Origin of the sequence: Aeromonas sp. R3-1 (assembly GCF_040908345.1) — a bacterium.
Lineage (GTDB): Bacteria > Pseudomonadota > Gammaproteobacteria > Enterobacterales > Aeromonadaceae > Aeromonas > Aeromonas veronii.
The window spans coordinates 1-21,490 of sequence record NZ_JBFODN010000155.1; the positions used below are offsets into that span (position 1 = coordinate 1).

Consider the following 21,490-nt stretch of genomic DNA (forward strand, 5'->3'; position numbering starts at 1 on the left):
CGCGGGTTGGCCTCTTGTTTTACTACCTCTTAGTGGCATTAGTGGCGGTTAATCCTCAAGCTCTTCGCGCGCCGCCTCCACATCGAGGCGTTCCATGGCATCCATGGGTTCGCACTCGGCCGCTTCGGCATAGAGGGCTTCGGCCGCTTTCAGGCGGCTCTTGCCGTGCAGCATCACCTGAGCGTTGGCGTACTCCATGCGGGCGATAGCCGAGTCGGGGATCAGCGCCAGCGCCTCTTTGAAGTGACGCTCGGACTCCTCCTTCTTGGCGCCATAGGTAAGGCCGCCGATCATGGCCCCCAGCTTGTCGACGATCTCCGCATGCCAGGCGCCAAAGGCAATATGGGCCTCGGCGTGATCTGGCGCCAGCTCCAGCGCCTTCTCAAGGCTTGCCTTGATCTTGTCGCCAATTCCTTGCGAGAGGGCCTTGGAGATGGAAATGACCTGACTGTAGCGACCGAGTGCCAGCGCGTGGAAATACCAGGCGTTAGCGTTCTTGGGCTGGCGTTTTTGCAGCTTCTCGGCATGGCTGGCCGCCCGCTCGAAGGCGGCGCGCTTGGCATACTTGTCCTCCAGCAGATAGCTGGCATGGATCACCAGCGCCTTGTTCGCCACATTGAGGCCCGCCTCACCGGCCGCTTCGCCAAGGGCGACGGCTCGGGCAAAATCCCCGGCATGATAGGCCCGCCAGGCATCCTGTACCTGCTCATCCTCGGGCCAGGGTTCGGCATCCCCCTGATGGAGACGATCCCAGTTGTCCGCCAGCTTCTGGCCAGCATACTCATAGGCCGCATCCGCGTAGGGGAAGGGGACAAATTCGAGTTGTGAAGTGGTCATGCTTGTTCTCCCTGTAGCATGTGAATCAAACCTTGTCGGTGTAGTGGTGGGCGAGGGCGCCCAGATGAGCGCGGGCATCGGCCCGCAAATAGGGTGCGACCAGCTGCATCACCTGAAAGACGCCGAGGGCAATATCGGCGTCCGCCTTGGGGTGCAGTGCCCGCTGGTAAGAGATCCAGAATGTGCCCACCAGCGCCACATTGGCCGCCAGCGTGCGCATCTGTTGCGCCGTGCCCTCCATCAGCCCGACAGTTTGCAGATGGTTGCAAATGGCAATGGCGGTCTGCTCCTTGCGGCGCAGCAGGGCGGAAAAGCGCTGTTCCACCTGATGATAACCACTCATCAGGGTCGCGATATCGTAGTAGAGGAAACGGTACTGCCAGATGGCTTCAAACATCAGGTGGAGAAAGAGCCAGATATCTTCTGGCTCATCAGACGGGGTGCTGACCGCCTCCAGCAGGCGATCCATCTGCTGTTCAAATTCGCAGAACAGGGCGTTGACGATCTCCTCCTTGTTGTGGAAGTGGTAGTAGAGATTGCCCTGGCTGATCTCCATCTCGGCCGCAATGGCCGAGGTGGTGACGCTGGGTTCCCCTTGTCGATTGAAGCAGGCGAGGGCAGTGGTCAGGATCCGCTCCCGGGTACGGCGTTTGGGTTTGCGATCCATGCTACTCCTTTGGTGATGAACGGCGCACGCCGTGGCGATAGCGTTTGGCAAGCCAGTGCTGCAACTGCTCCAGCGACTTGTCGAGGGCGGCAACCGAACCAATGCCGGGGGCCAGCAGGGTGCGACCTTCATCGGCCAGCGCGGCTAGATTGAGCTCGAGGCCATGCTTGGCCAGCACCGGCGCCAGCTCGTCACGACGCTGCCAGAGATCGCGGCGGGTATGCTGGTAAGCGTGCTCGCACAGGCGACGACGATCCCGATAACTGAACACATTGGTGAAGAACATCTCGCCATCGGCAGAAGAGGGCTCAAACAGCAGGGCGTCAGCGTCGGGATATTGGTGTTTGTAGCGATCCATCCCCACATGCATGCGGGAGTGGATGATGGCGCGAAAAGTCTGGGCCAGTACCACCGGCAGACCGCTGTCCACCAGATTGGTCGGGGTGCCGGCGGCCATGTCCGCATCATAGGGAACCAGCGGATTGATGCAGAACACCAGATCCGCCCCCTCTTCAAGCGCTACCGAAGCGTGCAGAGTCTTGATCAGCGCCCCGTCCACATAGTAACGCCCGTTAATCAATGAAGGGGGAAAGAGGCCGGGCAGAGCGGCCGACGCCTGTACCGCCGCAGAGATGGGCACGTCATCGAGCCCCGGGCTGCCGAAGGCGACCGGATGGCCGGTGTCGAGTTCGGTAGCGACCACAAACAACCGACTGCGCAGCTGGCGAAAATCGTTGCTGCGGCCGGGACGAGAGAAAAACTGGGTCAGGGTGCGATCCACCCCGCGGTTGTCGAACAGTCCGGTCGGAATGGCCTTGGAGAGCCCCTGCAGCGATTCAAACAGGCTGCGCTTCCAGGGCGCAGCCAGATAGTAGGTCAGGCTCTGCCACGCCAGTGGCGGGATCGAGGTCAAGCGGTCGGCATATTCACGAAAGGCGGGTCGCAGCAAGGTGGCAGGGTCAAACATCTCCCCCGAATCATCGCTGAGCAGGATCCGCACCAGCTTAGCCGGCGAGATGCCGTTGGCCAGCGCCGATGCCACCACGGCCCCCGAACTAACGCCGACATAGATATCGGCATGGTCAAGGCGCAAGCCACTGATGCTGTCAGAGAGGGCTGCGCAGGCACCGATCTCGTAGATGCCGCCGAGCGGCCCGCCGCCAGCAAGGGCAATTGCGATGGTACTCATAGCGTCGCCTCTCTATCCATGACATTCACCATGACAAGAGCGGCCCAGCGCAGGGCATGGGCCGGTATCAATCACCTTCCGTCACCGCGAGGGATCAGGGCAGAACACTCTCTGCTTTGGCTTTCACCTCTTTCACCGCATCTTCAGCGGCGGAGAGGAGATCGGCGGCCTGCTCAACTACGGCCTCTTTGGCCTTGGCTACCGGTGCCTTCTTTACCGGAGGCTTGCGGGCAGCGGGCTTTTTGGCGGCAGCCGGTTTGGCTTCAGCGGCAGGGGCCTCCTCTTCCTGCGCATCCAGCAGTTGCTGGACCACATCGGTCAGCTCGGCCATGCGCTTGGAGAGCTTGTCGATATCCTTGCGGGTCGGAATGCCGAGGCTGGCCACAGCGCGGGCCACGCGATCTTCAAACACCTGCTCCAGACGACCCCAGGTATTGGCGGTCTTGTCGGTCACAGCGGCAATCTTCTCATCTGCGCTCTGACGGGTTTTTGCTTGCAGCGCTTCACCTTCCTGCACCAGGGCTTCAAAGATCTTGCCACCCTCTTCCTGCGCCTTGGCATAGGCACCCAGACCCGCCAACCAGATCTGCTGGGTGGACTCCTTGATGGTGGAGGTGAGTTGGTTGTCGGTCACTGACCCTGCCAGCGCTTTCAATTTCTTAGCCATGATCTTCTCCTTGAATAACGACAGTTAAATGTAATGGCGACAACGAAACTGCAATCGGGTTGTGGCATTACTGATTTTTCAACTTCAGTCTAGGGACAAAAAATAGAGGGTTCTACCTAATAACGGAACAGGCACACCACCGAAATTAGGGTTTGCTCACGAACCGACAATCAAATTGCAGATTCCCATATGAATCGTGATATATCTAACAACCTAGTAACACCCTAATCAGTAGCAGGATTCTCTTTATGAACTATTTCATTACTGGCGGTAGTGGTTTTATCGGGCGTCGATTGATCAAAAAGTTATTCCAACAGCATCCCGACTGTACCGTCTATTTTCTGATGCGCGCCTCTCATCAGGAGAAATTGTCAGAGTTGTTCTCATTCTGGAATGTGGATGAATCGCGCGCAGTCCCGGTTTTTGGCGACATGACGCAACCGCTGCTGGGGGTATCGGTCGAGATGCAGGAGCAGTTGATCGGCAAGATCGACCACTTCTTCCATCTGGCTGCCATCTATGATCTCAACGCCAAGGCCGGGATCCAGCAGCAGGTCAACACCGAAGGGACCCGTCATGCTGTTCAACTTGCCGAGCGGCTGGGGGCGGGGCAGTTCCACCACTGCAGCTCCATCGCTGCAGCGGGCCTGTTCGACGGTCTGTTTCGCGAGGATATGTTCGATGAGGCCGAACACCTCGACATGCCTTACTTCCAGACCAAGCACGAAGCGGAAGGGATTGTGCGCAATGAGTGCACAGTTCCGTGGCGAGTCTATCGACCGGGGATCGTTGTCGGTGACTCCAATACCGGCGAGATGGACAAGATCGACGGCCCTTACTACTTCTTCAAGACCATTCAGAAACTGCGTCGTCTGCTACCTCCCTGGATGCCAGCCATCGGGGTGGAAGGGGGCCGTATCAATATCGTGCCGGTCAACTTTGTGGTCGATGCCATGGTGCATATCGCCCATCAGGAGGGAGAGGAGAACAAAACCTTCCACCTGACCGACCCCAATCCGATGCGGGTTGGCGATATGCTGAGCACCTTCTCCCGCGCCGCCCATGCGCCAGAGCCTGCGATCCGCATCAACGCCTCTCTCTTTAATTTCATTCCCCGCCACCTGACCGCCATGCTGATGACCATGGCGCCGGTGCGCCGCATCCGCGATGCCGCCATCGCCGATCTGGGTCTGCCCAAGGATGTGTTCCGCCTTATCAGCTATCCCACCCGTTTCGACAGTCGCGAAACTCAGCGGGTACTGAAAGGGACCGGTATCGAAGTGCCGCCGCTGCACAGCTACGCCTGGCGGCTGTGGGACTACTGGGAGCGTCACCTCGACCCGGAGCTCTTCATTGATCGCTCCCTGCGTGGTCGGGTAGAGGGCAAGGTGGTGCTGGTGACCGGGGCAACCTCTGGTATCGGCCGTGCAACCGCGCGCAAGCTGGCGGGGGCGGGGGCCAACGTCGTTACCATCGCCCGCGACGAGCAGAAGATTGCCGAGACTAAAGCGGAGTTTGCCGAGCTGGGGCTGACCATCGAGATCTATCAGGGGGATCTCTCCAATCTGGCGCAGGCCGAGGAGATCACCGCTCGCATCGTGGCCGATCACGGCGGCGTCGATATTCTGGTCAACAATGCCGGCCGCTCCATCCGCCGCTCCATCGAGGACTCCTTCGATCGCTTCCACGATCTGGAGCGCACCATGCAGCTCAACTACTTTGGCGCGCTCAAGGTGATCATGGGGGTGCTACCCACCATGATCGAGAAGAAAAAAGGGCACATCATCAACATCTCCTCCATCGGGGTGTTGACCAATGCGCCGCGCTTCTCCGCCTATGTTGCCTCCAAGTCGGCCCTCGATGCCTGGGTGCGTACCGCCGCCTCCGAGTTTGCCGATAAAGGGGTCAGCTTCTCCATCATCAATATGCCTCTGGTGAAAACGCCTATGGTCGCGCCGACCAAGGTCTATGAGCAGGTGCCGATGATGACGCCGGAAGAGGCGGCCGATCTGGTGTGCGATACCATCATCAACAAACATGTGCGACTGGCCACACGCCTCGGGGTATTTGGCCAGGTGGTGCATGCCCTGGCACCTCGCGTTGCGCAGGTGATCATGAACACCAGCTTCCGCACCTTTGCCGATCCCAAAGATGGCGACAAGTCCAAGGCGACCGCCGATCAGGTTGCCGTCTCGACCCTGATCAAGGGTATCCACTTCTAACCGGATGATGGGATAAAGAGATCAACAGGGGCCTGAGCAATCAGGCCCCTGTTTTATTTGGAATAACAATTGAAGGACGAATAAGGAGGGTCAGACTCGGGACAGCAGATCAAGCAGCAGATCTGTCGTACGACGGGAGTAGAGCAGAGAGAGATGGCCAATGGCAGGCAACTCGATATCTTCCATTCCCGCCAATCGTTGCCGCTCCTGCGGCATCACCACATTGTCGTGACTGGTGCGCACCGAGATGCCGGGCACGCAAAGCGGCACAGAGGCAAAACGCTGCAACCAGCCGGAACCGGGCTCCATCTCGCGGGCATTGGCCCCAAGCCCTAGGGCGGCAAGCTGACTCCCCTGATGAGGCGTAGCCAGAGTGATCAGGCGTGCGACCTTGTCACCACCATGGATAGCCAGATAGTCGCGGCAGACCAGCCCCCCCATGCTGTGACCGACCAGCACCAGCTTGTCAGCCCCGGTTTGCGCGAGCACATCGTCAATTCGCTTGGCCAATAGCGGCACCATCTCATCGATATGACCAAATGGTGGCATCAGGGTAATGGTGGCAACCACATGGCCTGCGGCCTCCAGTCGGGTGCGCTGGGTGCGCCAGATACCGCGGCTGCAACCGTAACCATGTATCAGCAATACGGGACGCTGGCATGGACGCAGCCGATCGGGTGCCATCAACAAAGGCTCGAATGGCAACAGCAAGGTGAAGGTGTAGAGATAGGCCAGCATCTCCTGCGCCATCATCTTCACCCTGCGCCAGGGGCCGATAGCCGGGGAGGGGTAGAAGCGGGTAAACAGCCAGCTGCCGAGCACCACCAGACAGCGCAACCCAAGCAGGGCAAACACCACAAACAGCAGGGTCAGCAACCAGGGGAGTCCCACGACCAAGTGGGCGATACTCCCGAGGAGCAGCACCTCTACCATCAGCAGGATAAACAGGTGTCGTACGATCGTCATAAGGCCATGATCCGACCAGTCAGGCGTGGAAGTCAAATGGCACTTTGAGACAGCTTGATCCAACGCGGCTTTTGTCGCTAAACCCCGGAGAGCTCTTTTCCGATGAGGTTATTTGCAATACTGTATATCCATACATATACTCTATCCATCATCACCAAGAGGAGGCCATCATGGCTGTCGAGATCAAATATGTGGTTGTTCGTGGGGGAGTGGAAAAAATGACCTTTGCCAGCAAAAAAGAGGCAGATGCCTATGACAAGCTGCTGGATACGGCCGACGAGTTGATGACCCTGTTGGCTGGTGCCCCGATCGAGTTGGCGCCAGAGCAGCAAGAGAGTCTGGCATTCTACCTGGCAGAACAGCGCGATGTGCTGCAAACCCTGCTGCGCGGCGGCAAGGTTCAGGCTGGCACGAAAGAGGAAGAGGCCCCAGCAGCCAAGCGCAAGGAGAAGCCACTAAAGCAGGTGGCCTGATTGCACAGACCTGCTATTTCTCGGGTTAAACAGCTCGCTGCATTCATTTTATTTGCATTTAAAACCATTTTTACGGCTATTTACCCCGAGAATTTTTTAACAACGGTGCATATACAATGCATAACTGAATAGCGTGCACCACTGAGCGACATCAGCCAGATCTATGAGGGAATAATGAGCAAACAGTGGAGAGAACGTTATCCAGATCGCTCCCGGTGACCTTAATCAGCAACAACAAGAGGCAATACCAATCCCAATAGAAGCCGCATTCATGTATCACGAGCCCTTTTCTAGCAACTCGGCTCACAGGCTCATATCGATTCATCTCAGCATCAACAAGCAACACCATGACTCAACAACCATTATCCTTGCCGCCAGCTATGCCGCTGTTTGACAGCCTTATCTATCTGGAGGCCGGTAACCCGCAGGTCAATCAGTACCTTGCCAACCTCAGCCTCAACGATGTACCCGATGCCGGTCTGGTTTACGAACTGGCGGTCGATTGGCTGCTGGAGCAGCGCAACAGCGAAAACAACTACAAAACATATCGCAGCGAACTGACCACTTTTTTGCACTGGTGCTTTCGCGAGGCGGCCATCAGCCCGAAAGATCTCACTCGCCGCATCATGATCCGCTATCTCGACTATTGTCAGTCCCCCCCTGACGAGTTGATCGCCTACCGCAACGTGGCGCAGTTCATCCTCGACAAGGAGTGGGGAGAGCGGTTGCCTAATCCGCAATGGCGACCGTTTCTCGGCAAGCGGGAGCTGGGCCGCACATTGCCCTATCGCCTGAGCGAGCAGGCGATGAAGACCAAGCTCGCCATCCTGTCGGCCTTCTTCCAGTTCCTGATCCAGGAGGAGTACATGGACAGGAATCCCGCTCTGCTACTGCAGCGGGTCAAACGGCCGCAACAGCTGGAGGCCGATGATCAGGTGCAGGCCTTCAGCGAGTTGCAGTGGTCATACGTGATGCAGGCTGCCGATACCCTTGCCAACGACCATCCGGAGCAACACGAGCGCAGCCGTTTTCTCACCATTCTGATGTACGCCTGCTATCTGCGGATCTCTGAGGTTGCAGCCCGGCCGGGCTTTACCCCTGTGATGGGGCAGTTCAGGCGGGATCGCAAAACCGGCGTCTGGGGCTACTTTATTCCGCAAAGCAAGGGGGGCAAACGGCGTACCGTAGCGGTATCCCAAGCGCTGCTGGCGGCACTCGAGCGCTACCGCCGTTTCCTCGGTCTCTCTCCCTTGCCGACACCGGATGAACAGACGCCACTGTTCGTTCGTCATAAAGCGGCAGCCCACGGCCGCGAGCAGGGGGAGATCAACGCCAACCTCGGCATTCGCCAGTTACGGGATTTGATCATGGTGATCTTCAGTAAAGGTGCAGAATTGGCAGAGCAGGATGGATTTGTCCAGGATGCGGCCGAAATGCGGCAACTCTCTCCCCATGCGATCCGCCACACCGGGATCACCCATGACATCAACCTGCATGGGCGGCCGCTCTCCCATGTACAGGCCGATGCCGGGCATGACAGCATCGACACCACTTCGAAATACCTGCACACCAGCAACAGTGAACGACATGAGAGCGCCCAGCAAAAACCGCTGGACCGATTGAACCAATACGTGAGAGATAACATTCACAAGGACTAACGAACAACGTGACATGACCCTGATTTATATTGACTGCTCTTAGAACACAGAATGGCTTGTTTGGGATGTCATTGAAGTTGGTGCGGCGATGTTGTACTTCTCTGGATGGCAATCGGTTCAGGGAATATTTTTGGCTCACATGGATGATTCAGAACAGGCTCCTTGCCATCTGCGGCATACATATTTATCCCGTAGCAGAGAAGCAAAAAACAGAATTGCTTGCTGAAACACCGAGACCACCCGATACCGAAAGCTAAGTAACATGCCGGAAGCAGTCATATTCCGTTGAACAGCACCTTGTTATCACACTTGCATATCCAGTCATCATTGGTGATATTGATATCAATATTAACGAGATACCGAGGAGCTGGTATGCAAGTGGCAGTGGTGGAAAAGACCTTCAGGATCGTTGGCAAAGGGTCGCTCATAGCCCAGTTCACCTTTATCTCTTCAGGCACACTGCATATCTGGTTTCCGGATGTGGGCCTGCAGATGGAGGCCCACTGCAAAGAGTTGCGTATCGAAGATTGCACCATTATCTATACCAATGGCCTCCATCACGGCCAGCCCCGAGCACTCTGGTCCTTAACCCTCCATCCCGATGATATGAACGAGCTCAAACATATATTGCAGCAGTTCAACAGCAACCTCTACTTGACCTGCCAGCCACCCACATTGGCCATCGCCAAACGTGCCTTGAATATGAATTGACCCGACTTCCAAAAAGTCGCAATCATGCCAGCCACAACAATAAGCCGTGAGGATTAAGGGAGGGGGAATCTATCGAGATAGTCGTCATTTTTATGGCTGTTTTACAAGAAGGAGTATCAATATTTCCAGAGAGAGACCTCTCAAGTAGGGACTGATTTCTGTCCTCCTGCACCCGTCATTGCGCATAATGCGACGTTTTGTTAAATGCCCATCCGAAACCCGCCGATAAGCCACTCCACGCAATTTTGCTGGTTTATCAGGTATTTACTTGGATGGAACGAGAGTTGACCAAAAACTTCATTTTTCGTTGGTTTGAGTGCGGTTTATCAATTGAAGAAACGGCCAATCTTTGTTTTGTTTCTGTGAGGCAGGTCACATATTGGGATAAGGGCAAAGAGATCCCACCTGCCTATAAACGGCTGATGCGTATGGCTTCGGGTAGGGAGTTGCCCACTATCTGGAAGGAATGGGAAGGCTGGCGGATGAAGAATGACTGCCTTGTCTCACCAACAGGAGTCACCTATGACAGGCGAAGGCTGGAGGCGATAGCTATCATCCAAGCGGAGAGATCCGAACGGCAAATGGCAGCCTTCTACTGGAGGAAAAAACTGGGAGTCAGTTAACGCAGGGGGCAACAGCCCCCTTTTTGATTGAGGATATATGCTTGTAAAGCACTGATACTACATGCAAGATCGGCAAATCTGTGCGCTGTTTTACACAAGGAGTAGGCGAGTGGAGTTTTGTACTGGTCATGGTCAGCACACTGCAAGCATTTCAGGCCAAGTGATCACAAGTAAACTGATTGGAGCTTTCAATACTGAAGGATGTAAAGCTTGGGTTAGCAGCGTCAAATCACTCATAGCGGCCCTGGAAGGGAAGCCATTCTGCCTGCTAATCGATACCAGAGATTACAAAGGAGGCACTGACGAAGCTCTCAGTATCGCTAATGATTTCAATGGTTGGCTCAACAACCAGAGGCTGGTTGCAAAAGCTCACGTCATCACGTCCCAAGTACTCCACGACATCGCTATAGAGCGAGTGCCTCAGATCAAGCACCAGAACGTGAAGACGTTCAAGAATACCGAGGATGCCATGACCTGGCTAACCGAGCAGTTAGAGCAAGCGAATAGGTAGGGTTAAGGTCATCGTGAAAAGCCGAGAGAAATCTCGGCTTTTTCTTTTGGGTTAACCAGTATGACAAGGACTACAGCAGTAGTAACAACCGTTGGATTTTGGATAAATGTTCTTCGCCGCAGCAACCGCACTAGAGCAGGATGGGAAATCACCGAGATAAAGACGATTCTCAAGCGCAGGGAGCCGAGAACAGTTGTACACATGAACTTCGTGATCACCGTTCGATTGTGCATTCTTGTTTACATAATACGCAGCCACTTCGTTCTCCTTGTAGTTAGTGTGCTTACGCAGGTTAACAAACGTCACTTTTCATTTAAACGACTTATTGATCACATGATTAATAATGAGATTCCAATCACATCAATGAGTTACGATAGTGTTATAGAAGATACTCGTCGGCGCGTTGCGCCGCAAAAGCTGGAGGCTGCGCCCCCCGCGCTTTAGTAAGAGCGCCCCTGCTCTAAACACTCGCCCGAGTGGGCCTGAGCCGAGAGGTTGCCCGTATGGCCCCACCATCGAGGCTGGAAGGGTTCCGAGAGGGTAGGGGATGGGGTAGAATTCCCCCCGTATTACTACACGGGGGGAGCGGAGGCCGAGCCGAAAACTCGGATAAAAAAAAGACCCTTACTGGGTCTTTTTGGGTTTTCCTGCAAGAAGTCCAGAATCACATAAACAGGGCTTCTTAGGTTTTTTTAGATTTCTTCTATATGCGTCATTAGTCTTCAACGCATAAGCAATCATTCTTTTTCTAGCTTTCTCTAGATCCAGATCAAGATCTTGAGAAGGAGTTAATGATGCTAACATATCACTCACCACAACTTTTGCACCATGGTTAAAGGCTACAATATCACCAAGAAATGTCAACTACATTGCTCAATTATCATCAATCAATACCATCTCAACAGGTTTGAAAAGCGCCCGATTTCTTGGGTCAAACTGGTCTTCTAGTGTGAAACCTAAACTTCCATAATGCTCGACCAAGTCTTCATGGGGTTCTTGGATAGCAACCCAGGCGGCTCCAATTGACGCGGCAAACAACTCTGCACAACGTGTAGCTATCTCCATAATCCATCCTTTCAAAGGATGATCTGGATTGGTCGACCCTTGAAGATAATTTACCTTTACAACAAGGCGCCCTTCACTAGCTTTGCCTAACATTAAACCGCATAGCTCATTGCCATTCCAAATAGCAAGTTCCAATCTTGCCATATGATTCTGGCGATATTGTCTAAGAGCATCAGGCCAATCCCAACCTATCTGCCTATTTTCCACAACTTCCAGAGGCCATGCCTCTTGGGCATCCAAGGCATCCTGATCAATCAATCTCAATGATAAATTTGAAAAATCTAGACCAGATTCCTCTGCCGTATCCTGTGTTACAACTTTTACTTGTTCAAAAACATCAATGCACAAATCAAGATATTTATTCTGCATAGGCCCCGTCATCATTCATTCGAAACTGATGTTAGGAAGCCATTATATCATGGCAAAATTCTATATACGGACGAAAAACCACCAAACAGATAAACCACCCACTCAATTATTTAAATAACTAGGGAGAAGACCTTGAGTGCAGCTTGTCTACGACAGGAGAATAAGGCAGACACCACCCGCGCCCTATAGCCTACAGGGTATCGTCCTCGCTACGCTCCTTCCTCAACCCTTCCGACTGGTCGCTCTGACTGGGGCATTAAAGACTGGTTTGGCAGGGAAGGGGGAGGAGGGTCATTCTCGGGAAAGCTCAGAGCCGCCTATCGGCGGGAGCCGCGCTTGGAGACATAATCTCTCGGGGTGAGTACGAGGGTTGCGCTTCTATGGCTGCGCCATGAAAGACAAACACCCCGCCACCCCAGATAAAATACGACTCCAGCAATCTTATTTAACATAAACAATGCAGTGACGCAGTTATATTAATTTATGTCCGGTCATCACTTGGTTTGTTTTTGGTATCACCGCCAGCAAAGAGGGCGACATTGTATTTACGGCGCAGGGCGTCACCCTCTGGATCACAATAAACGTCAAGAGGCTTGCCCTGATACTTCACCACAGCATGGCAGGCGCTCATAGCGTCCACGCTGGCCAGTTGATCCGGCCAGTCGTCACTGTAAACAGGTTGCACATCGTCACCCTTGCGCAGGGCAAAGCAATATTCGACCCGATATGATCCCCGTTCATCCTTTACCAGCACATGGCAACTGATGATCAGCTTGTGTCCCGCGAACGGGCCTACAGAAAGAACCCCGCTATCAGACGCAACAGGAGCGCCGCTAGGACGTACCCCAGCAGTGGGCGAAGCACCCACCGCCCCAGAAGTCGCAGCAGCGGCAGGAGAGGGCGCAGGGGCCTTACTAGGCTTATCAATAAATTCCGGCTTGATGAGGCCAAAATAGAGACAGAATCCAATAACACCCAGAAAAAACAGAATTTTAGGATCTCGCAGAATCGAGCTACCCGCGATTGTATCCGTGACTTGGCCTGTTGTAGTTGAGTCGTAGAGCTTGAAAACATAGTTTGGCACCTTGTTGAATGGCTTGGCCTGCAGAACATCGGACATGGATGCGCCGCTGTTGTCCGCCAGATGCAAGACCGTTTTATAGCGCTTCCCAAAGCCCAATATCTTCATGTTGGTGTGTCTGATCGCCGTCTCTGACGCGGCCCTGATCACGGCGTGAACCTTTTTGATGTTCGGGGTAGTAAAGACGAAATCCCAGTTGTGGTGACGGTGCATATCAAAGGCAACGTCTATGGTTTCCGGTCGCCCATCAGCCTTGGCGACTTCCGGCCCACCCGGATAATCGAGTCGGTCTAGGTCGCTCTGACGCCATGCAGGCGGAAAGATCCGCTGCACTTCATCGACCAGAAAGAACACCCCCTTCGGTGCCCAGTGGTAGAAGCGGGCCAAGTGGTCGCGGCCCTCTTGGGCTTCGGTGTCGATGTAAGTCACCTTGAACTCATCGGGCACAGCCTTACCCAGTACCTCTTTGCAGCGTTCGGCGGTGAACCCGCGAACGTTGGTGATGATGTGGCGGCCTGCCTTGATGGCGGGGATCACATCGGTGTGGATAGCCCCTGATGATTTGTAAGAGCCTGGCGCCCCGTGGTGGATCTTGATGGACATTTACCACCCCATGATGTTCAGCAGGAAGCGGGTAACGAAGGCTTGCGTCAGGATGGCGAGCCCCTTATCCAGATGGATAAAGAGCAGCATCGAGCGAAAGTCGGCGGGGAGGGCATTAAAGGATTGGGAGATCATTTCACTAAAGTGAACGTTCACCAAAATCTGCTTGGCAACGTCCCATGTGAAGGTGAGCATAAACAACTTAAACTCAACCCATTGCACCGCCATTCTGATTGCCAGCCATGCGCCGAACTGCACAGCCAGTTGATATATATCGTTGAAGAACGAATTAAAGAACTCACCAAGCCATTCCATGACGTGTTACCTCTTAAATACAATTGCGAAAGCAATGAAGTAGAAAATAAACATCATCAGTGCGGCGATGATGTTCCAATATTCTTTTGCAGGTGGACAAACGCGATAGTCTTTTCCGCCGTAAGTGAAAAAGTCGAAGCACTCGATAACCCCAGCAGAGCCGGAAAGCTGAAAATCAAAAATATCCCTGACTTCATCGCCAATATCTTTGTATTTGTCAGAGATAGCCTTGTTTGCTTCATCCAGTTTCTTTTGAATGGCAGCCACGTCAAAGAAGCAATCGTTCCCCTTGCAGGCACTCTTATAGTTGGCAGACCCAACCGTGAGAGGGTTGTTACCTGAGCCTGGCATCTTGGCGTAATCAATCCCGCTATCGCCACTGCCGGAGCCACCATTACCCAGCCCATCGAGCTTATCCATCAACATAGAAAATTCACGACCACCCCAAGGGCGATTGTTAGACATGCCATTCAAGGCACTCGATATATTTCCACCCACACCATTAACGCTTCTGATCACTTCACCTTGCATACTCATAATGCCGCTTAACTGACTGGACAACGGGGACAGGGCATTATGGATACTGGATGTATTTGCATTTATACCATATGAGTTTTGCACCAACGCTTGTGCCATCCCTGCATCAAATGGTGAAGCTCCCCCCGTAGAACCACCACCAGAAGAACCAGACGAAAGGTTATCGAGCTTTGCGTTTATTGACTGCAAATAATCGTTGGAGGTATTAATACGCCCCAACATTTCAGAAGTGGTGTTTTTAGTCTGAAAGGTATCATTGGCCATCCTCTCCAACTGATAAAGGGCGGTTTTCATATCCCGAGAAAATGACTCGGCACTATGAGCAATTGAATTGAGATTGCCAGAATCCTGCTTAGTACCTTCAACAACCTGACGCAGAGCAACACCAAGGTTTTTATTTAGCTTGGCAACAGCACCAGAAACAGACGTTCCGGTGGCATCACCAATCACAGGTTCAAAGTCAAGCCAACCAGAAATAGGCTTAGTGCCGGAAGGGCCTTCATCTGGCGTATTACCACTGCCATCTGAATCGCCGTTGCCACTACCATTCTCGGTAATACTGCAAGCCGTTCCGGTAGTCTCCACTGGCCCCTTGGTATTGGCTAAAGGTAATTCTACACACACGCCCTTACAATCAACCAAACAACCACCCAGTTGTGATGAATCGAATTTCAGGCAGACAGGCAACCGAGTAGCAATCGTCACGTTTCCCAACTGGACACCGACAGGGCAACCCGCAATTGCGAATGCCGCCGATGGAAATAACAGTAAAAGCCAACCTAAGCGCACACAGCCCCCAATATAAAAAAGGCGACCGGAGCCGCCTTAAATAGAGAAGGATGTTCGCCATCCCTCGACAAAGAACAAAAACCAGAGCGTCCCGATAAGCAGGGACATGGTTTAGGCTTTACGGATCAGGGAAATCACGATACCTGTAGCGGTCACCAGTGCGACAACCTGCAACACCTTCGGAGAGGTGGCGGTTACGTCAGCCTGTGCGGCCTCCATCGCTTTACCTGCTGCATCAGCAAGTCCGGTTCCCTCGGCCATTGCCGCATTAGCAGACAGACCACACACAGCCGCAATGCAAGCATTACGGAACAAGCCTGATACTTTTTTCATTATTTTATCCTCGTTTTGCACCAACAATTACACGGGCAATCGCGCCCAATTTCACGCCCAAGACCCAGACAGCAAGGCCAGAGCCAAAGGCAATCCCCACAGTGGATATATCGAACTGGAACCAGTTTGATATATCCGTGAGTCTGGAATGCTCCTGCACAGTCAGGAGCACATATTTACAAGCATCCCCCTCGGATAATCGAGCATATCCCTCGGAGGTAATATCTAGACAAAGCATTATCGCGCCCTCGTCGTCGCTCGCTGCGCGCTCTCGCTCCTCCTCCTCGGTGTGCGGCGGTTATACCGGCTTTTTGTTAGGCTGGAAGCCAACAACCACATTTCGGGTCGGATTCTGGGGATCTGCTTCAAGCACAAGATCAATGGCAACCAGCTTGGGGCAGTCGGCCATTTCTTTGATAGTCGCCGCATCATTACGAAGGGCCAGTTGGCGAACTTCATAACCCCATGAGTGGATATTACACTCGGGTTTGTTGACGTTATTTGCCGGAGCCAGATATTCCACTTGCGCGAAATCATAAGGGACAGGAGCGCCAGATTTACGGGACACACCATAACCATGAGTAACACGAGTTACCAAAACACCAGTGAGCAGGGACATAATATTTACCTCGTTGAAGAACCTGATTTATAGGTCAAACTAAACAATGCTCACCCGATATAAACTCGGGTGGTAGCGGCATTCTTAATCGCGCTGGAATATCATCTTCTTTAAGATGCGCTGTTAATTGGTGAACAATCGTTTCAGGGGCGAGCCCCTCAACACTTGCTAACCAATTAACAAGGCGGCCCGCCATTCGAGACATATGAAAAACCGCATTGTCCCGACTGGTCTTGAACTTGTTTTTAAAAGTGGTCACACGTACCGGAACAGATTCCGACTGTTTAATAGCATCAAGCCATTTGGCAAATTGCGGATACATCCCAGCAAAATAAGGGTCGGGATTAATCAATACATCGAGTGGTATTATCCGGTCTTTATTGTGTAACTCGCCTTCGGCGCGTACCCAATTTGGGTTCTCTGCCGATTGCATCTGTTTACCCTTTTCGTATACCCGAGCACATTTGCCGTTGATCCGGCTGCCCACATAAAAAGAGCAACCCTTGGTCGGTGCCATGCCAAACCGCTTTACGATACCCTTGGCAATCTCGGATATGACGAACTCACCGGATTCGATTTTCATCCACGCCGGAGCACGGCCCCGCTCTGGATGAAACTCGCCAGCCTGAGCGCCATCAATGGCCCCCTGATAACTGATCACCTCACCGCTGTAGTCATCGAGCGCCAAATCCACCCGAGTGATGCGAACCGATGGAATGTGAGAGATAACAGAGTGCAAAGCCTGCATATCGAGGGCGGCACAACCCACGCCGGAAAAACTCACCATGCAACCGTGGTTGGCAGCACCCCAACCAATCAGGCCACAGGGGAGGCCATCACACAGCAGGTCGGCCGAGTTGGCGTACCCATGCAGACCGGAGCGGCGAGGGCGCATGGTGAAACGAGGCTCAGGGATAGGCACCCCGATCTTGGTGTTCAGTTCTTCCAGCCACAGCTCGATCTCGGAACAGCAGAGGGCATCGAGAAATTGCACCCCGTAGCAGTCGATCAAATCGTTGTAGGCTTCCCAATACTTGGCACCCTCGACCACCTCGAACTGGGAGAACTTGAGCAGGGAGGCGCAGACAGCTTTCAGCTCTTTGCGCATGTCGGCCCGAGAACGGTAGTTAGAGTGCAAGGCCCGCTCCATCATTTCGGTCATGGAAGGGGTAAAGACGGGGGCAGGGGACTTGACCACACCCTTGAGGCTCAACCGCTCTGTGGCCTTGTCGTAGACACGCGCCGCAGTAGGGGCAGGGGTTGCACCCAACCGCTGCGCCTTATCACAGAGCCGCTCTGACACCTTGTCGAAGTGGGTGAGGGGAGCGAAACCGACCGGACGCTTCCACAGATAACGCAGACCCTCGACAGCAGGTTCAGAGAACGCCGCTTGCAGGGCTTTTACCTTGGTGTCAAAGCGCGGGATAGCCTTCAAGAGCGCACCTTGTTTGGCAAGCTCGGTCATCTGGCGCAACTCGGTCGGCGCCCAGGTGAAGGACAGATAATCGATCAGGGTTTTGGTGCCGATAACGCTATTTATCGGCATCACGGAATTATGACCAGTCATCGAAAAAGACTCCCTGATCATAGAAACCTTGCCATGTGTCCTCGGTCACTTCGACCAGCTCGAACACGGTATCGGGGTACGTCATGGACAGATAGACCCGCAGCTCATGCAGATCCCGAAACATCTCAACCTGACCCGCGATACAGGCGGAGAGATCGCCAGTCGGTTCAGCCTGCCAATAAACCTTTCGCTCAATGAGAGCAGGCAGATCAAGGTTTTGTGGGCTAAAGTGGGTCATGGTTCATGCATTCAAATGATTTGTTGAATGGATTCAATCATACGAATTGTTGAATGGGAACAAGCCGTTTTTTGCCAAAATCGGTATGATGGGCCGATTGTCTAACCACTCAGGAGACAAAAAGATGGACTCGAATACGCTGATTCAAGCCTACATGAGGGCCAAAAAGTACAGCCAGTTGCAGGAAGTCGCCGCAGACTTGGGATTTACCACTTCCTATATCTCTGCGGTGAACAAAGGAAAGTCGCAACTCACTGATGCAACAGCAAAAAAGATTGCCGAGGAGATCGGCTTGGACGTGCAAGAAGTACTGCTAAATCTGGCCGCAGTCAGGGAAACCAATCCCGAGCTAAAACGCGCTTGGTATGACATTTTAGCGAAGTACACAAAAGGTACAGGCACGGCTGTAGCCCTTGCGGTTGCTATGTTCCTGACCCCCAGCCACGGGCCAGACAACACTGCGCATAATGTATATTATGTTAAATAGACTATCTTGTTTCCTGTCACCACTTATTGAACTGTGTATAATGGCAACAATTGATCCTATCTTCGACCGGATGTCTTAAGTGGCTGAATTAACATCAGAACAATTAAAACCCGCTTTTGCGATTGAACAGTTCCCCAAGCTCAGCGAGCTTGAACCTATCCCCTTTGCTGCGCTGCAACCCCGAGCCATTTCCGGCATCAAGCGTCTTGCCAGTTTTGATGGTGACTGTCCGGTCATGCTGCTCAACGGGTTCCCCGGCGCAGATTACGAAGGCGTTTGCCAAACGTTGATTGCCGACTCCAATGGCAAGGACGGTGACCTGTTTGATCTCTGCTACACCGAGAATCTGAACAACCCCTACAAACCTATCTGGCTGCGCCTGCAACCGGGCACCGGCGTCGAGTTTTGCGAAATGGTTGGCGAGCTGCTCAAGCTGTTGAGCCACCATCTCGATGCCGAACGCATCGTGACCCGCATCATGCGCAAGCAGAACAATGATCCGAAAATCGATGATTTCCTCTCCGATCTGGCGGCTCACGTGGCATTGGGTCTGGAGTTTCAGCACCCCATTCTGATCAATCTGCTGATCCACCACGAAGCGCAGGAAGCGCCGGTAATTTATGGCCGTGATCTCAACTGGGATACCCTGTTTGGCTCCATCAACTACCAGACCGAGCAAGGCTCTGTGTATGCTAACCAGCACCTGTTGGAGCCTGGCTTGCTGCGCGAAGCCAACGGCGGTTACCTCATTTTGCAACTGGACGAGCTGCTGGATCAGCCACACCTCTGGTTCAAGCTGAAAAATGCCATGCAAAAAGGCGAGCTGGACTGGAACGCCTATCAGGAAGGGAAAACTCTGACCCCCTTCTTCGCGCCTGAAGCGACCCCCATCAAGCTAAAGCTGATCCTGGTCGGTGACCGACTGGACGTGGCCGAGTTCCAGATGCTGGATCGCGATATGTCCGAGCGCATCTTCCTGCGCGCGGATCTGGTGTCAGAGGTGAATATTGAAGAGGATCTGCAGGAATTTCTGCAGTACCTGGCCTGGCTGCGCCAGCGCTGGAGTCTGCTTGACTTCACGCCAGCCGCCCTCGCCGCCATTTGTCGTCATGCCAGCCGCCTCTGTGACCATCAGGAGTGGCTGTCGCTCTCCGAAGTGCAACTCTCCGCCATCATGCGGATGGCTGACAGCCTGGCCCGGGAGCAGGAATCTGATGTGGTCACCGACGAGCATATTCGCGGCGCACTGGAAGAGCAGGATTACCGCCTCAACTATCTGGTTGAGCAGTCCGATCAGGGGGTTATCGACGGCCAGATCCTGTTGCAAACCGATGGCGAAGAGATTGGCCAGATCAACGGCCTGTCTGTCATTCAGGTCTCCGGTCACCCCTATGACTTCGGTGAACCGGTGCGCCTCACCGCGACCGTACACCTTGGTGATGGCGATGTGGCGGATATCGAGCGCAAAGCGGAGCTGGCCGGTCATATCCACGCCAAGGCGATGATGATTATCCACGGCTATCTCTCCAACAAATTTGGCGCAGAGAACCCCTCCCCCCTGTCGGCCAATCTGGTGTTCGAGCAGTCTTACCACGAAATTGATGGCGACAGTGCATCCCTGACCGGCTTGTGTGCCCTGCTCTCTGCCCTCGCCCGCCAGCCAATCTATCAGCACTTCGCCGTGACCGGTGCGGTCGATCAGTTTGGCAATGTGCAGGCCGTTGGTGGCGTCAACGAGAAGATTGAAGGCTTCTTCCGGGTGTGCAAAATCCACGGCATCACCGGCAAGCAAGGGATCATTTTGCCGGGCACCAACATCCAGCAGCTGAACCTCTCTGACGAGGTGATCGCAGCGGTTGAAGCAGGCCAGTTCCACATCCACCCGGTGGATCATGTGGAAGAGGCCATCGAGTTGCTGACTGGCTGTGTCGCCGGTGAGCCTGATATGCCCGATACCCTGTTTGGCCGTATTCAGGAGCGGTTGGACGAGTTGAACGGCTCCACTGCCAAAGTCGGACTGCTGCAATCCCTGCTGGGGCGCCTGTTTGGCCGCTGATGAAGTGATCGGAGTTGTTTAGCGAACAACTGTAAGCTAAATTGGCCCGGCTTTGACCCATTTGAAGGAAATACCGCGTGACCGTAGACAATACCACCATGGAAGCCCGCCTTTCCCTGTGCGAACAGGGCAAGAACTCTTTTACCCGTGAAGAGCTGCTGGCTTGCAGCCGTGGCGAACTGTTTGGTGAGGGTAACAGTCAGCTGCCTGCCCCCAACATGTTGATGATGGACCGCATCGTCAAGATCAATGACAACGGCGGCGAACACGGCAAGGGCGAGATCCTGGCTGAGCTCGACATTACTCCGGATCTCTGGTTCTTCGATTGCCACTTCCCGGGTGATCCTGTGATGCCTGGCTGTCTCGGTCTGGATGCCATGTGGCAGCTGGTTGGCTTCTTCCTTGGCTGGAAAGGTGGCCCCGGCAAGGGTCGTGCTCTGGGCGTAGGTGAAGTGAAATTCACCGGCCAGATCCTGCCGACTGCCAAGAAAGTGACCTACAAGATCACCTTCAAGCGCGTCATCAACCGCAAGCTGGTGATGGGAATTGCTGATGGTGTGGTCGAAGTTGACGGCCGTGCGATCTACAGCGCCACCGACCTGAAAGTGGGCCTGTTCAAAGATACCACCGCATTCTGATCTATCTGATTGGTGGTAAAACAGCATTAATGCAAAGGGGCCACAACGGCCCCTTTCCTTTTGTAATGAGTGATGAAGTACCTGCTACTTCATGAAGAGGCCTGAGCCCCGCCCTTCCATGGCGTCACGCCAACCACCAAGCCAATGCCCTCGGGCATCCAGGCATTGATACGGACACGCTTCTTTCTGTTTGCCGACCACGCCAGCCTGATAACCACGAGCACGAGCTCTTTCCAGACGGTCCCGCTTCTGTCTCTTCATCATCTACG

The 21,490-nt window shown here is 53.9% G+C and carries 24 protein-coding genes; 9 read left to right on the forward strand and 15 right to left on the reverse strand.

All coding sequences use genetic code 11. The annotated features are described in order from the left end of the window. Positions 1-48: 48 nt before the first annotated feature. The 4 genes from AB5Y85_RS09535 to AB5Y85_RS09550 form a co-directional block, all read right to left on the reverse strand. Positions 49-837 (reverse strand): hypothetical protein, encoded by a 789-nt coding sequence (locus tag AB5Y85_RS09535; protein ID WP_021230122.1) that lies wholly within the window; start codon positions 835-837, stop codon positions 49-51. Between the two features lie 25 nt (positions 838-862). Beyond that, positions 863-1,504 (reverse strand): TetR/AcrR family transcriptional regulator, encoded by a 642-nt coding sequence (locus AB5Y85_RS09540; RefSeq protein ID WP_005345492.1) that lies wholly within the window; start codon positions 1,502-1,504, stop codon positions 863-865. A gap of 1 nt (position 1,505) precedes the next feature. Continuing rightward, complete coding sequence (locus AB5Y85_RS09545; RefSeq protein ID WP_236367246.1) at positions 1,506-2,693, reverse strand: patatin-like phospholipase family protein; 1,188 nt, start codon at positions 2,691-2,693, stop codon at positions 1,506-1,508. A gap of 94 nt (positions 2,694-2,787) precedes the next feature. Further along, positions 2,788-3,360 (reverse strand): phasin family protein, encoded by a 573-nt coding sequence (locus AB5Y85_RS09550; RefSeq protein WP_005333118.1) that lies wholly within the window; start codon positions 3,358-3,360, stop codon positions 2,788-2,790. 248 nt (positions 3,361-3,608) lie between these two features. Between AB5Y85_RS09550 and AB5Y85_RS09555 the strand changes: the two genes are divergently transcribed. Next, positions 3,609-5,582 carry an SDR family oxidoreductase gene (locus AB5Y85_RS09555; RefSeq protein WP_019446397.1) on the forward strand — a complete coding sequence of 658 codons (1,974 nt, stop codon included), beginning with the start codon at positions 3,609-3,611 and terminating at the stop codon, positions 5,580-5,582. A 90-nt stretch (positions 5,583-5,672) separates the two neighbouring features. Here the strand turns inward: AB5Y85_RS09555 and AB5Y85_RS09560 are convergent, their stop codons facing one another. Continuing rightward, positions 5,673-6,548, reverse strand: a complete 876-nt coding sequence (locus AB5Y85_RS09560) for a triacylglycerol lipase (protein WP_257686938.1) — start codon at positions 6,546-6,548, stop codon at positions 5,673-5,675. Positions 6,549-6,718: 170 nt separating this feature from the next. On the opposite strand from AB5Y85_RS09560, the gene AB5Y85_RS09565 reads away from it, so the two are divergent. The 5 genes from AB5Y85_RS09565 to AB5Y85_RS09585 all read left to right on the forward strand — a co-directional run bounded on the left by AB5Y85_RS09565 (position 6,719) and on the right by AB5Y85_RS09585 (position 10,524). Continuing rightward, a complete protein-coding gene (locus AB5Y85_RS09565; RefSeq protein ID WP_005333111.1) occupies positions 6,719-7,021 on the forward strand; it encodes a YebG family protein in 303 nt (100 codons plus the stop codon). Positions 7,022-7,401: 380 nt separating this feature from the next. Continuing rightward, entirely contained in the window at positions 7,402-8,679 is a 1,278-nt protein-coding gene (locus AB5Y85_RS09570; protein WP_257686999.1) for a tyrosine-type recombinase/integrase, read from the forward strand. A gap of 372 nt (positions 8,680-9,051) precedes the next feature. Further along, the gene (locus tag AB5Y85_RS09575) at positions 9,052-9,390 is read left to right on the forward strand and encodes a hypothetical protein (protein ID WP_257686939.1); all 339 of its coding nucleotides are present in this window, start codon (positions 9,052-9,054) and stop codon (positions 9,388-9,390) included. A gap of 272 nt (positions 9,391-9,662) precedes the next feature. After that, positions 9,663-10,013, forward strand: coding sequence for a DUF3653 domain-containing protein (locus tag AB5Y85_RS09580; RefSeq protein WP_041207765.1), 351 nt, complete (start codon positions 9,663-9,665; stop codon positions 10,011-10,013). A gap of 109 nt (positions 10,014-10,122) precedes the next feature. Then, positions 10,123-10,524 carry a hypothetical protein gene (locus tag AB5Y85_RS09585; RefSeq protein ID WP_257686940.1) on the forward strand — a complete coding sequence of 134 codons (402 nt, stop codon included), beginning with the start codon at positions 10,123-10,125 and terminating at the stop codon, positions 10,522-10,524. A 624-nt stretch (positions 10,525-11,148) separates the two neighbouring features. Here AB5Y85_RS09585 and AB5Y85_RS09590 read toward each other — a convergent pair. The 9 genes from AB5Y85_RS09590 to AB5Y85_RS09630 all read right to left on the reverse strand — a co-directional run bounded on the left by AB5Y85_RS09590 (position 11,149) and on the right by AB5Y85_RS09630 (position 18,040). After that, complete coding sequence (locus tag AB5Y85_RS09590; protein ID WP_257686941.1) at positions 11,149-11,388, reverse strand: hypothetical protein; 240 nt, start codon at positions 11,386-11,388, stop codon at positions 11,149-11,151. A 9-nt stretch (positions 11,389-11,397) separates the two neighbouring features. Next, positions 11,398-11,958 (reverse strand): hypothetical protein, encoded by a 561-nt coding sequence (locus AB5Y85_RS09595; RefSeq protein WP_257686942.1) that lies wholly within the window; start codon positions 11,956-11,958, stop codon positions 11,398-11,400. Positions 11,959-12,439: 481 nt separating this feature from the next. Next, positions 12,440-13,642: a zonular occludens toxin family protein gene (locus tag AB5Y85_RS09600; RefSeq protein WP_257686943.1), complete on the reverse strand. Its 1,203-nt coding sequence runs from the start codon at positions 13,640-13,642 to the stop codon at positions 12,440-12,442. Beyond that, entirely contained in the window at positions 13,643-13,957 is a 315-nt protein-coding gene (locus AB5Y85_RS09605; RefSeq protein WP_019446390.1) for a DUF2523 family protein, read from the reverse strand. It abuts the gene before it with no gap. A gap of 6 nt (positions 13,958-13,963) precedes the next feature. Beyond that, complete coding sequence (locus AB5Y85_RS09610) at positions 13,964-15,199, reverse strand: hypothetical protein (protein ID WP_257686944.1); 1,236 nt, start codon at positions 15,197-15,199, stop codon at positions 13,964-13,966. Positions 15,200-15,394: 195 nt separating this feature from the next. After that, complete coding sequence (locus AB5Y85_RS09615; RefSeq protein WP_368221350.1) at positions 15,395-15,616, reverse strand: Flexible pilin; 222 nt, start codon at positions 15,614-15,616, stop codon at positions 15,395-15,397. 298 nt (positions 15,617-15,914) lie between these two features. After that, positions 15,915-16,235, reverse strand: a complete 321-nt coding sequence (locus tag AB5Y85_RS09620) for a hypothetical protein (protein WP_023583768.1) — start codon at positions 16,233-16,235, stop codon at positions 15,915-15,917. Positions 16,236-16,269: 34 nt separating this feature from the next. Then, complete coding sequence (locus AB5Y85_RS09625; protein WP_026035069.1) at positions 16,270-17,802, reverse strand: replication initiation factor domain-containing protein; 1,533 nt, start codon at positions 17,800-17,802, stop codon at positions 16,270-16,272. Further along, positions 17,789-18,040 carry a hypothetical protein gene (locus AB5Y85_RS09630; RefSeq protein WP_069526815.1) on the reverse strand — a complete coding sequence of 84 codons (252 nt, stop codon included), beginning with the start codon at positions 18,038-18,040 and terminating at the stop codon, positions 17,789-17,791. Before AB5Y85_RS09630 ends, AB5Y85_RS09625 begins: the two co-directional genes overlap by 14 nt. 124 nt (positions 18,041-18,164) lie before the next feature. Here AB5Y85_RS09630 and AB5Y85_RS09635 point away from each other — a divergent pair, with 124 nt between their 5' ends. The 3 genes from AB5Y85_RS09635 (at position 18,165) to fabA (ending at position 21,221) form a co-directional block, all read left to right on the forward strand. After that, positions 18,165-18,527: a helix-turn-helix domain-containing protein gene (locus AB5Y85_RS09635; RefSeq protein WP_236353204.1), complete on the forward strand. Its 363-nt coding sequence runs from the start codon at positions 18,165-18,167 to the stop codon at positions 18,525-18,527. A gap of 79 nt (positions 18,528-18,606) precedes the next feature. Beyond that, positions 18,607-20,583, forward strand: coding sequence for a Lon protease family protein (locus AB5Y85_RS09640; protein WP_257686945.1), 1,977 nt, complete (start codon positions 18,607-18,609; stop codon positions 20,581-20,583). 98 nt (positions 20,584-20,681) lie between these two features. Then, positions 20,682-21,221: a 3-hydroxyacyl-[acyl-carrier-protein] dehydratase FabA gene (fabA, locus tag AB5Y85_RS09645; RefSeq protein WP_307772266.1), complete on the forward strand. Its 540-nt coding sequence runs from the start codon at positions 20,682-20,684 to the stop codon at positions 21,219-21,221. 84 nt (positions 21,222-21,305) lie between these two features. Here fabA and rmf read toward each other — a convergent pair whose 3' ends face one another. Continuing rightward, entirely contained in the window at positions 21,306-21,482 is a 177-nt protein-coding gene (gene rmf / locus AB5Y85_RS09650; protein WP_010674759.1) for a ribosome modulation factor, read from the reverse strand. Positions 21,483-21,490 lie beyond the last annotated feature (8 nt).

What these genes read in the sequence shown, in the direction of transcription:
- AB5Y85_RS09535 (WP_021230122.1), bottom strand. Translation starts at nt 837, where the DNA reads ATGACCACTTCACAACTCGAATTTGTCCCCTTCCCCTACGCGGATGCG.
- AB5Y85_RS09540 (WP_005345492.1), bottom strand. Translation starts at nt 1,504, where the DNA reads ATGGATCGCAAACCCAAACGCCGTACCCGGGAGCGGATCCTGACCACT.
- AB5Y85_RS09545 (WP_236367246.1), bottom strand. Translation starts at nt 2,693, where the DNA reads ATGAGTACCATCGCAATTGCCCTTGCTGGCGGCGGGCCGCTCGGCGGC.
- AB5Y85_RS09550 (WP_005333118.1), bottom strand. Translation starts at nt 3,360, where the DNA reads ATGGCTAAGAAATTGAAAGCGCTGGCAGGGTCAGTGACCGACAACCAA.
- AB5Y85_RS09555 (WP_019446397.1), top strand. Translation starts at nt 3,609, where the DNA reads ATGAACTATTTCATTACTGGCGGTAGTGGTTTTATCGGGCGTCGATTG.
- AB5Y85_RS09560 (WP_257686938.1), bottom strand. Translation starts at nt 6,548, where the DNA reads ATGACGATCGTACGACACCTGTTTATCCTGCTGATGGTAGAGGTGCTG.
- AB5Y85_RS09565 (WP_005333111.1), top strand. Translation starts at nt 6,719, where the DNA reads ATGGCTGTCGAGATCAAATATGTGGTTGTTCGTGGGGGAGTGGAAAAA.
- AB5Y85_RS09570 (WP_257686999.1), top strand. Translation starts at nt 7,402, where the DNA reads ATGCCGCTGTTTGACAGCCTTATCTATCTGGAGGCCGGTAACCCGCAG.
- AB5Y85_RS09575 (WP_257686939.1), top strand. Translation starts at nt 9,052, where the DNA reads ATGCAAGTGGCAGTGGTGGAAAAGACCTTCAGGATCGTTGGCAAAGGG.
- AB5Y85_RS09580 (WP_041207765.1), top strand. Translation starts at nt 9,663, where the DNA reads ATGGAACGAGAGTTGACCAAAAACTTCATTTTTCGTTGGTTTGAGTGC.
- AB5Y85_RS09595 (WP_257686942.1), bottom strand. Translation starts at nt 11,958, where the DNA reads ATGCAGAATAAATATCTTGATTTGTGCATTGATGTTTTTGAACAAGTA.
- AB5Y85_RS09600 (WP_257686943.1), bottom strand. Translation starts at nt 13,642, where the DNA reads ATGTCCATCAAGATCCACCACGGGGCGCCAGGCTCTTACAAATCATCA.
- AB5Y85_RS09605 (WP_019446390.1), bottom strand. Translation starts at nt 13,957, where the DNA reads ATGGAATGGCTTGGTGAGTTCTTTAATTCGTTCTTCAACGATATATAT.
- AB5Y85_RS09615 (WP_368221350.1), bottom strand. Translation starts at nt 15,616, where the DNA reads ATGAAAAAAGTATCAGGCTTGTTCCGTAATGCTTGCATTGCGGCTGTG.
- AB5Y85_RS09620 (WP_023583768.1), bottom strand. Translation starts at nt 16,235, where the DNA reads ATGTCCCTGCTCACTGGTGTTTTGGTAACTCGTGTTACTCATGGTTAT.
- AB5Y85_RS09625 (WP_026035069.1), bottom strand. Translation starts at nt 17,802, where the DNA reads ATGACTGGTCATAATTCCGTGATGCCGATAAATAGCGTTATCGGCACC.
- AB5Y85_RS09630 (WP_069526815.1), bottom strand. Translation starts at nt 18,040, where the DNA reads ATGACCCACTTTAGCCCACAAAACCTTGATCTGCCTGCTCTCATTGAG.
- AB5Y85_RS09635 (WP_236353204.1), top strand. Translation starts at nt 18,165, where the DNA reads ATGGACTCGAATACGCTGATTCAAGCCTACATGAGGGCCAAAAAGTAC.
- fabA (WP_307772266.1), top strand. Translation starts at nt 20,682, where the DNA reads ATGGAAGCCCGCCTTTCCCTGTGCGAACAGGGCAAGAACTCTTTTACC.
- rmf (WP_010674759.1), bottom strand. Translation starts at nt 21,482, where the DNA reads ATGAAGAGACAGAAGCGGGACCGTCTGGAAAGAGCTCGTGCTCGTGGT.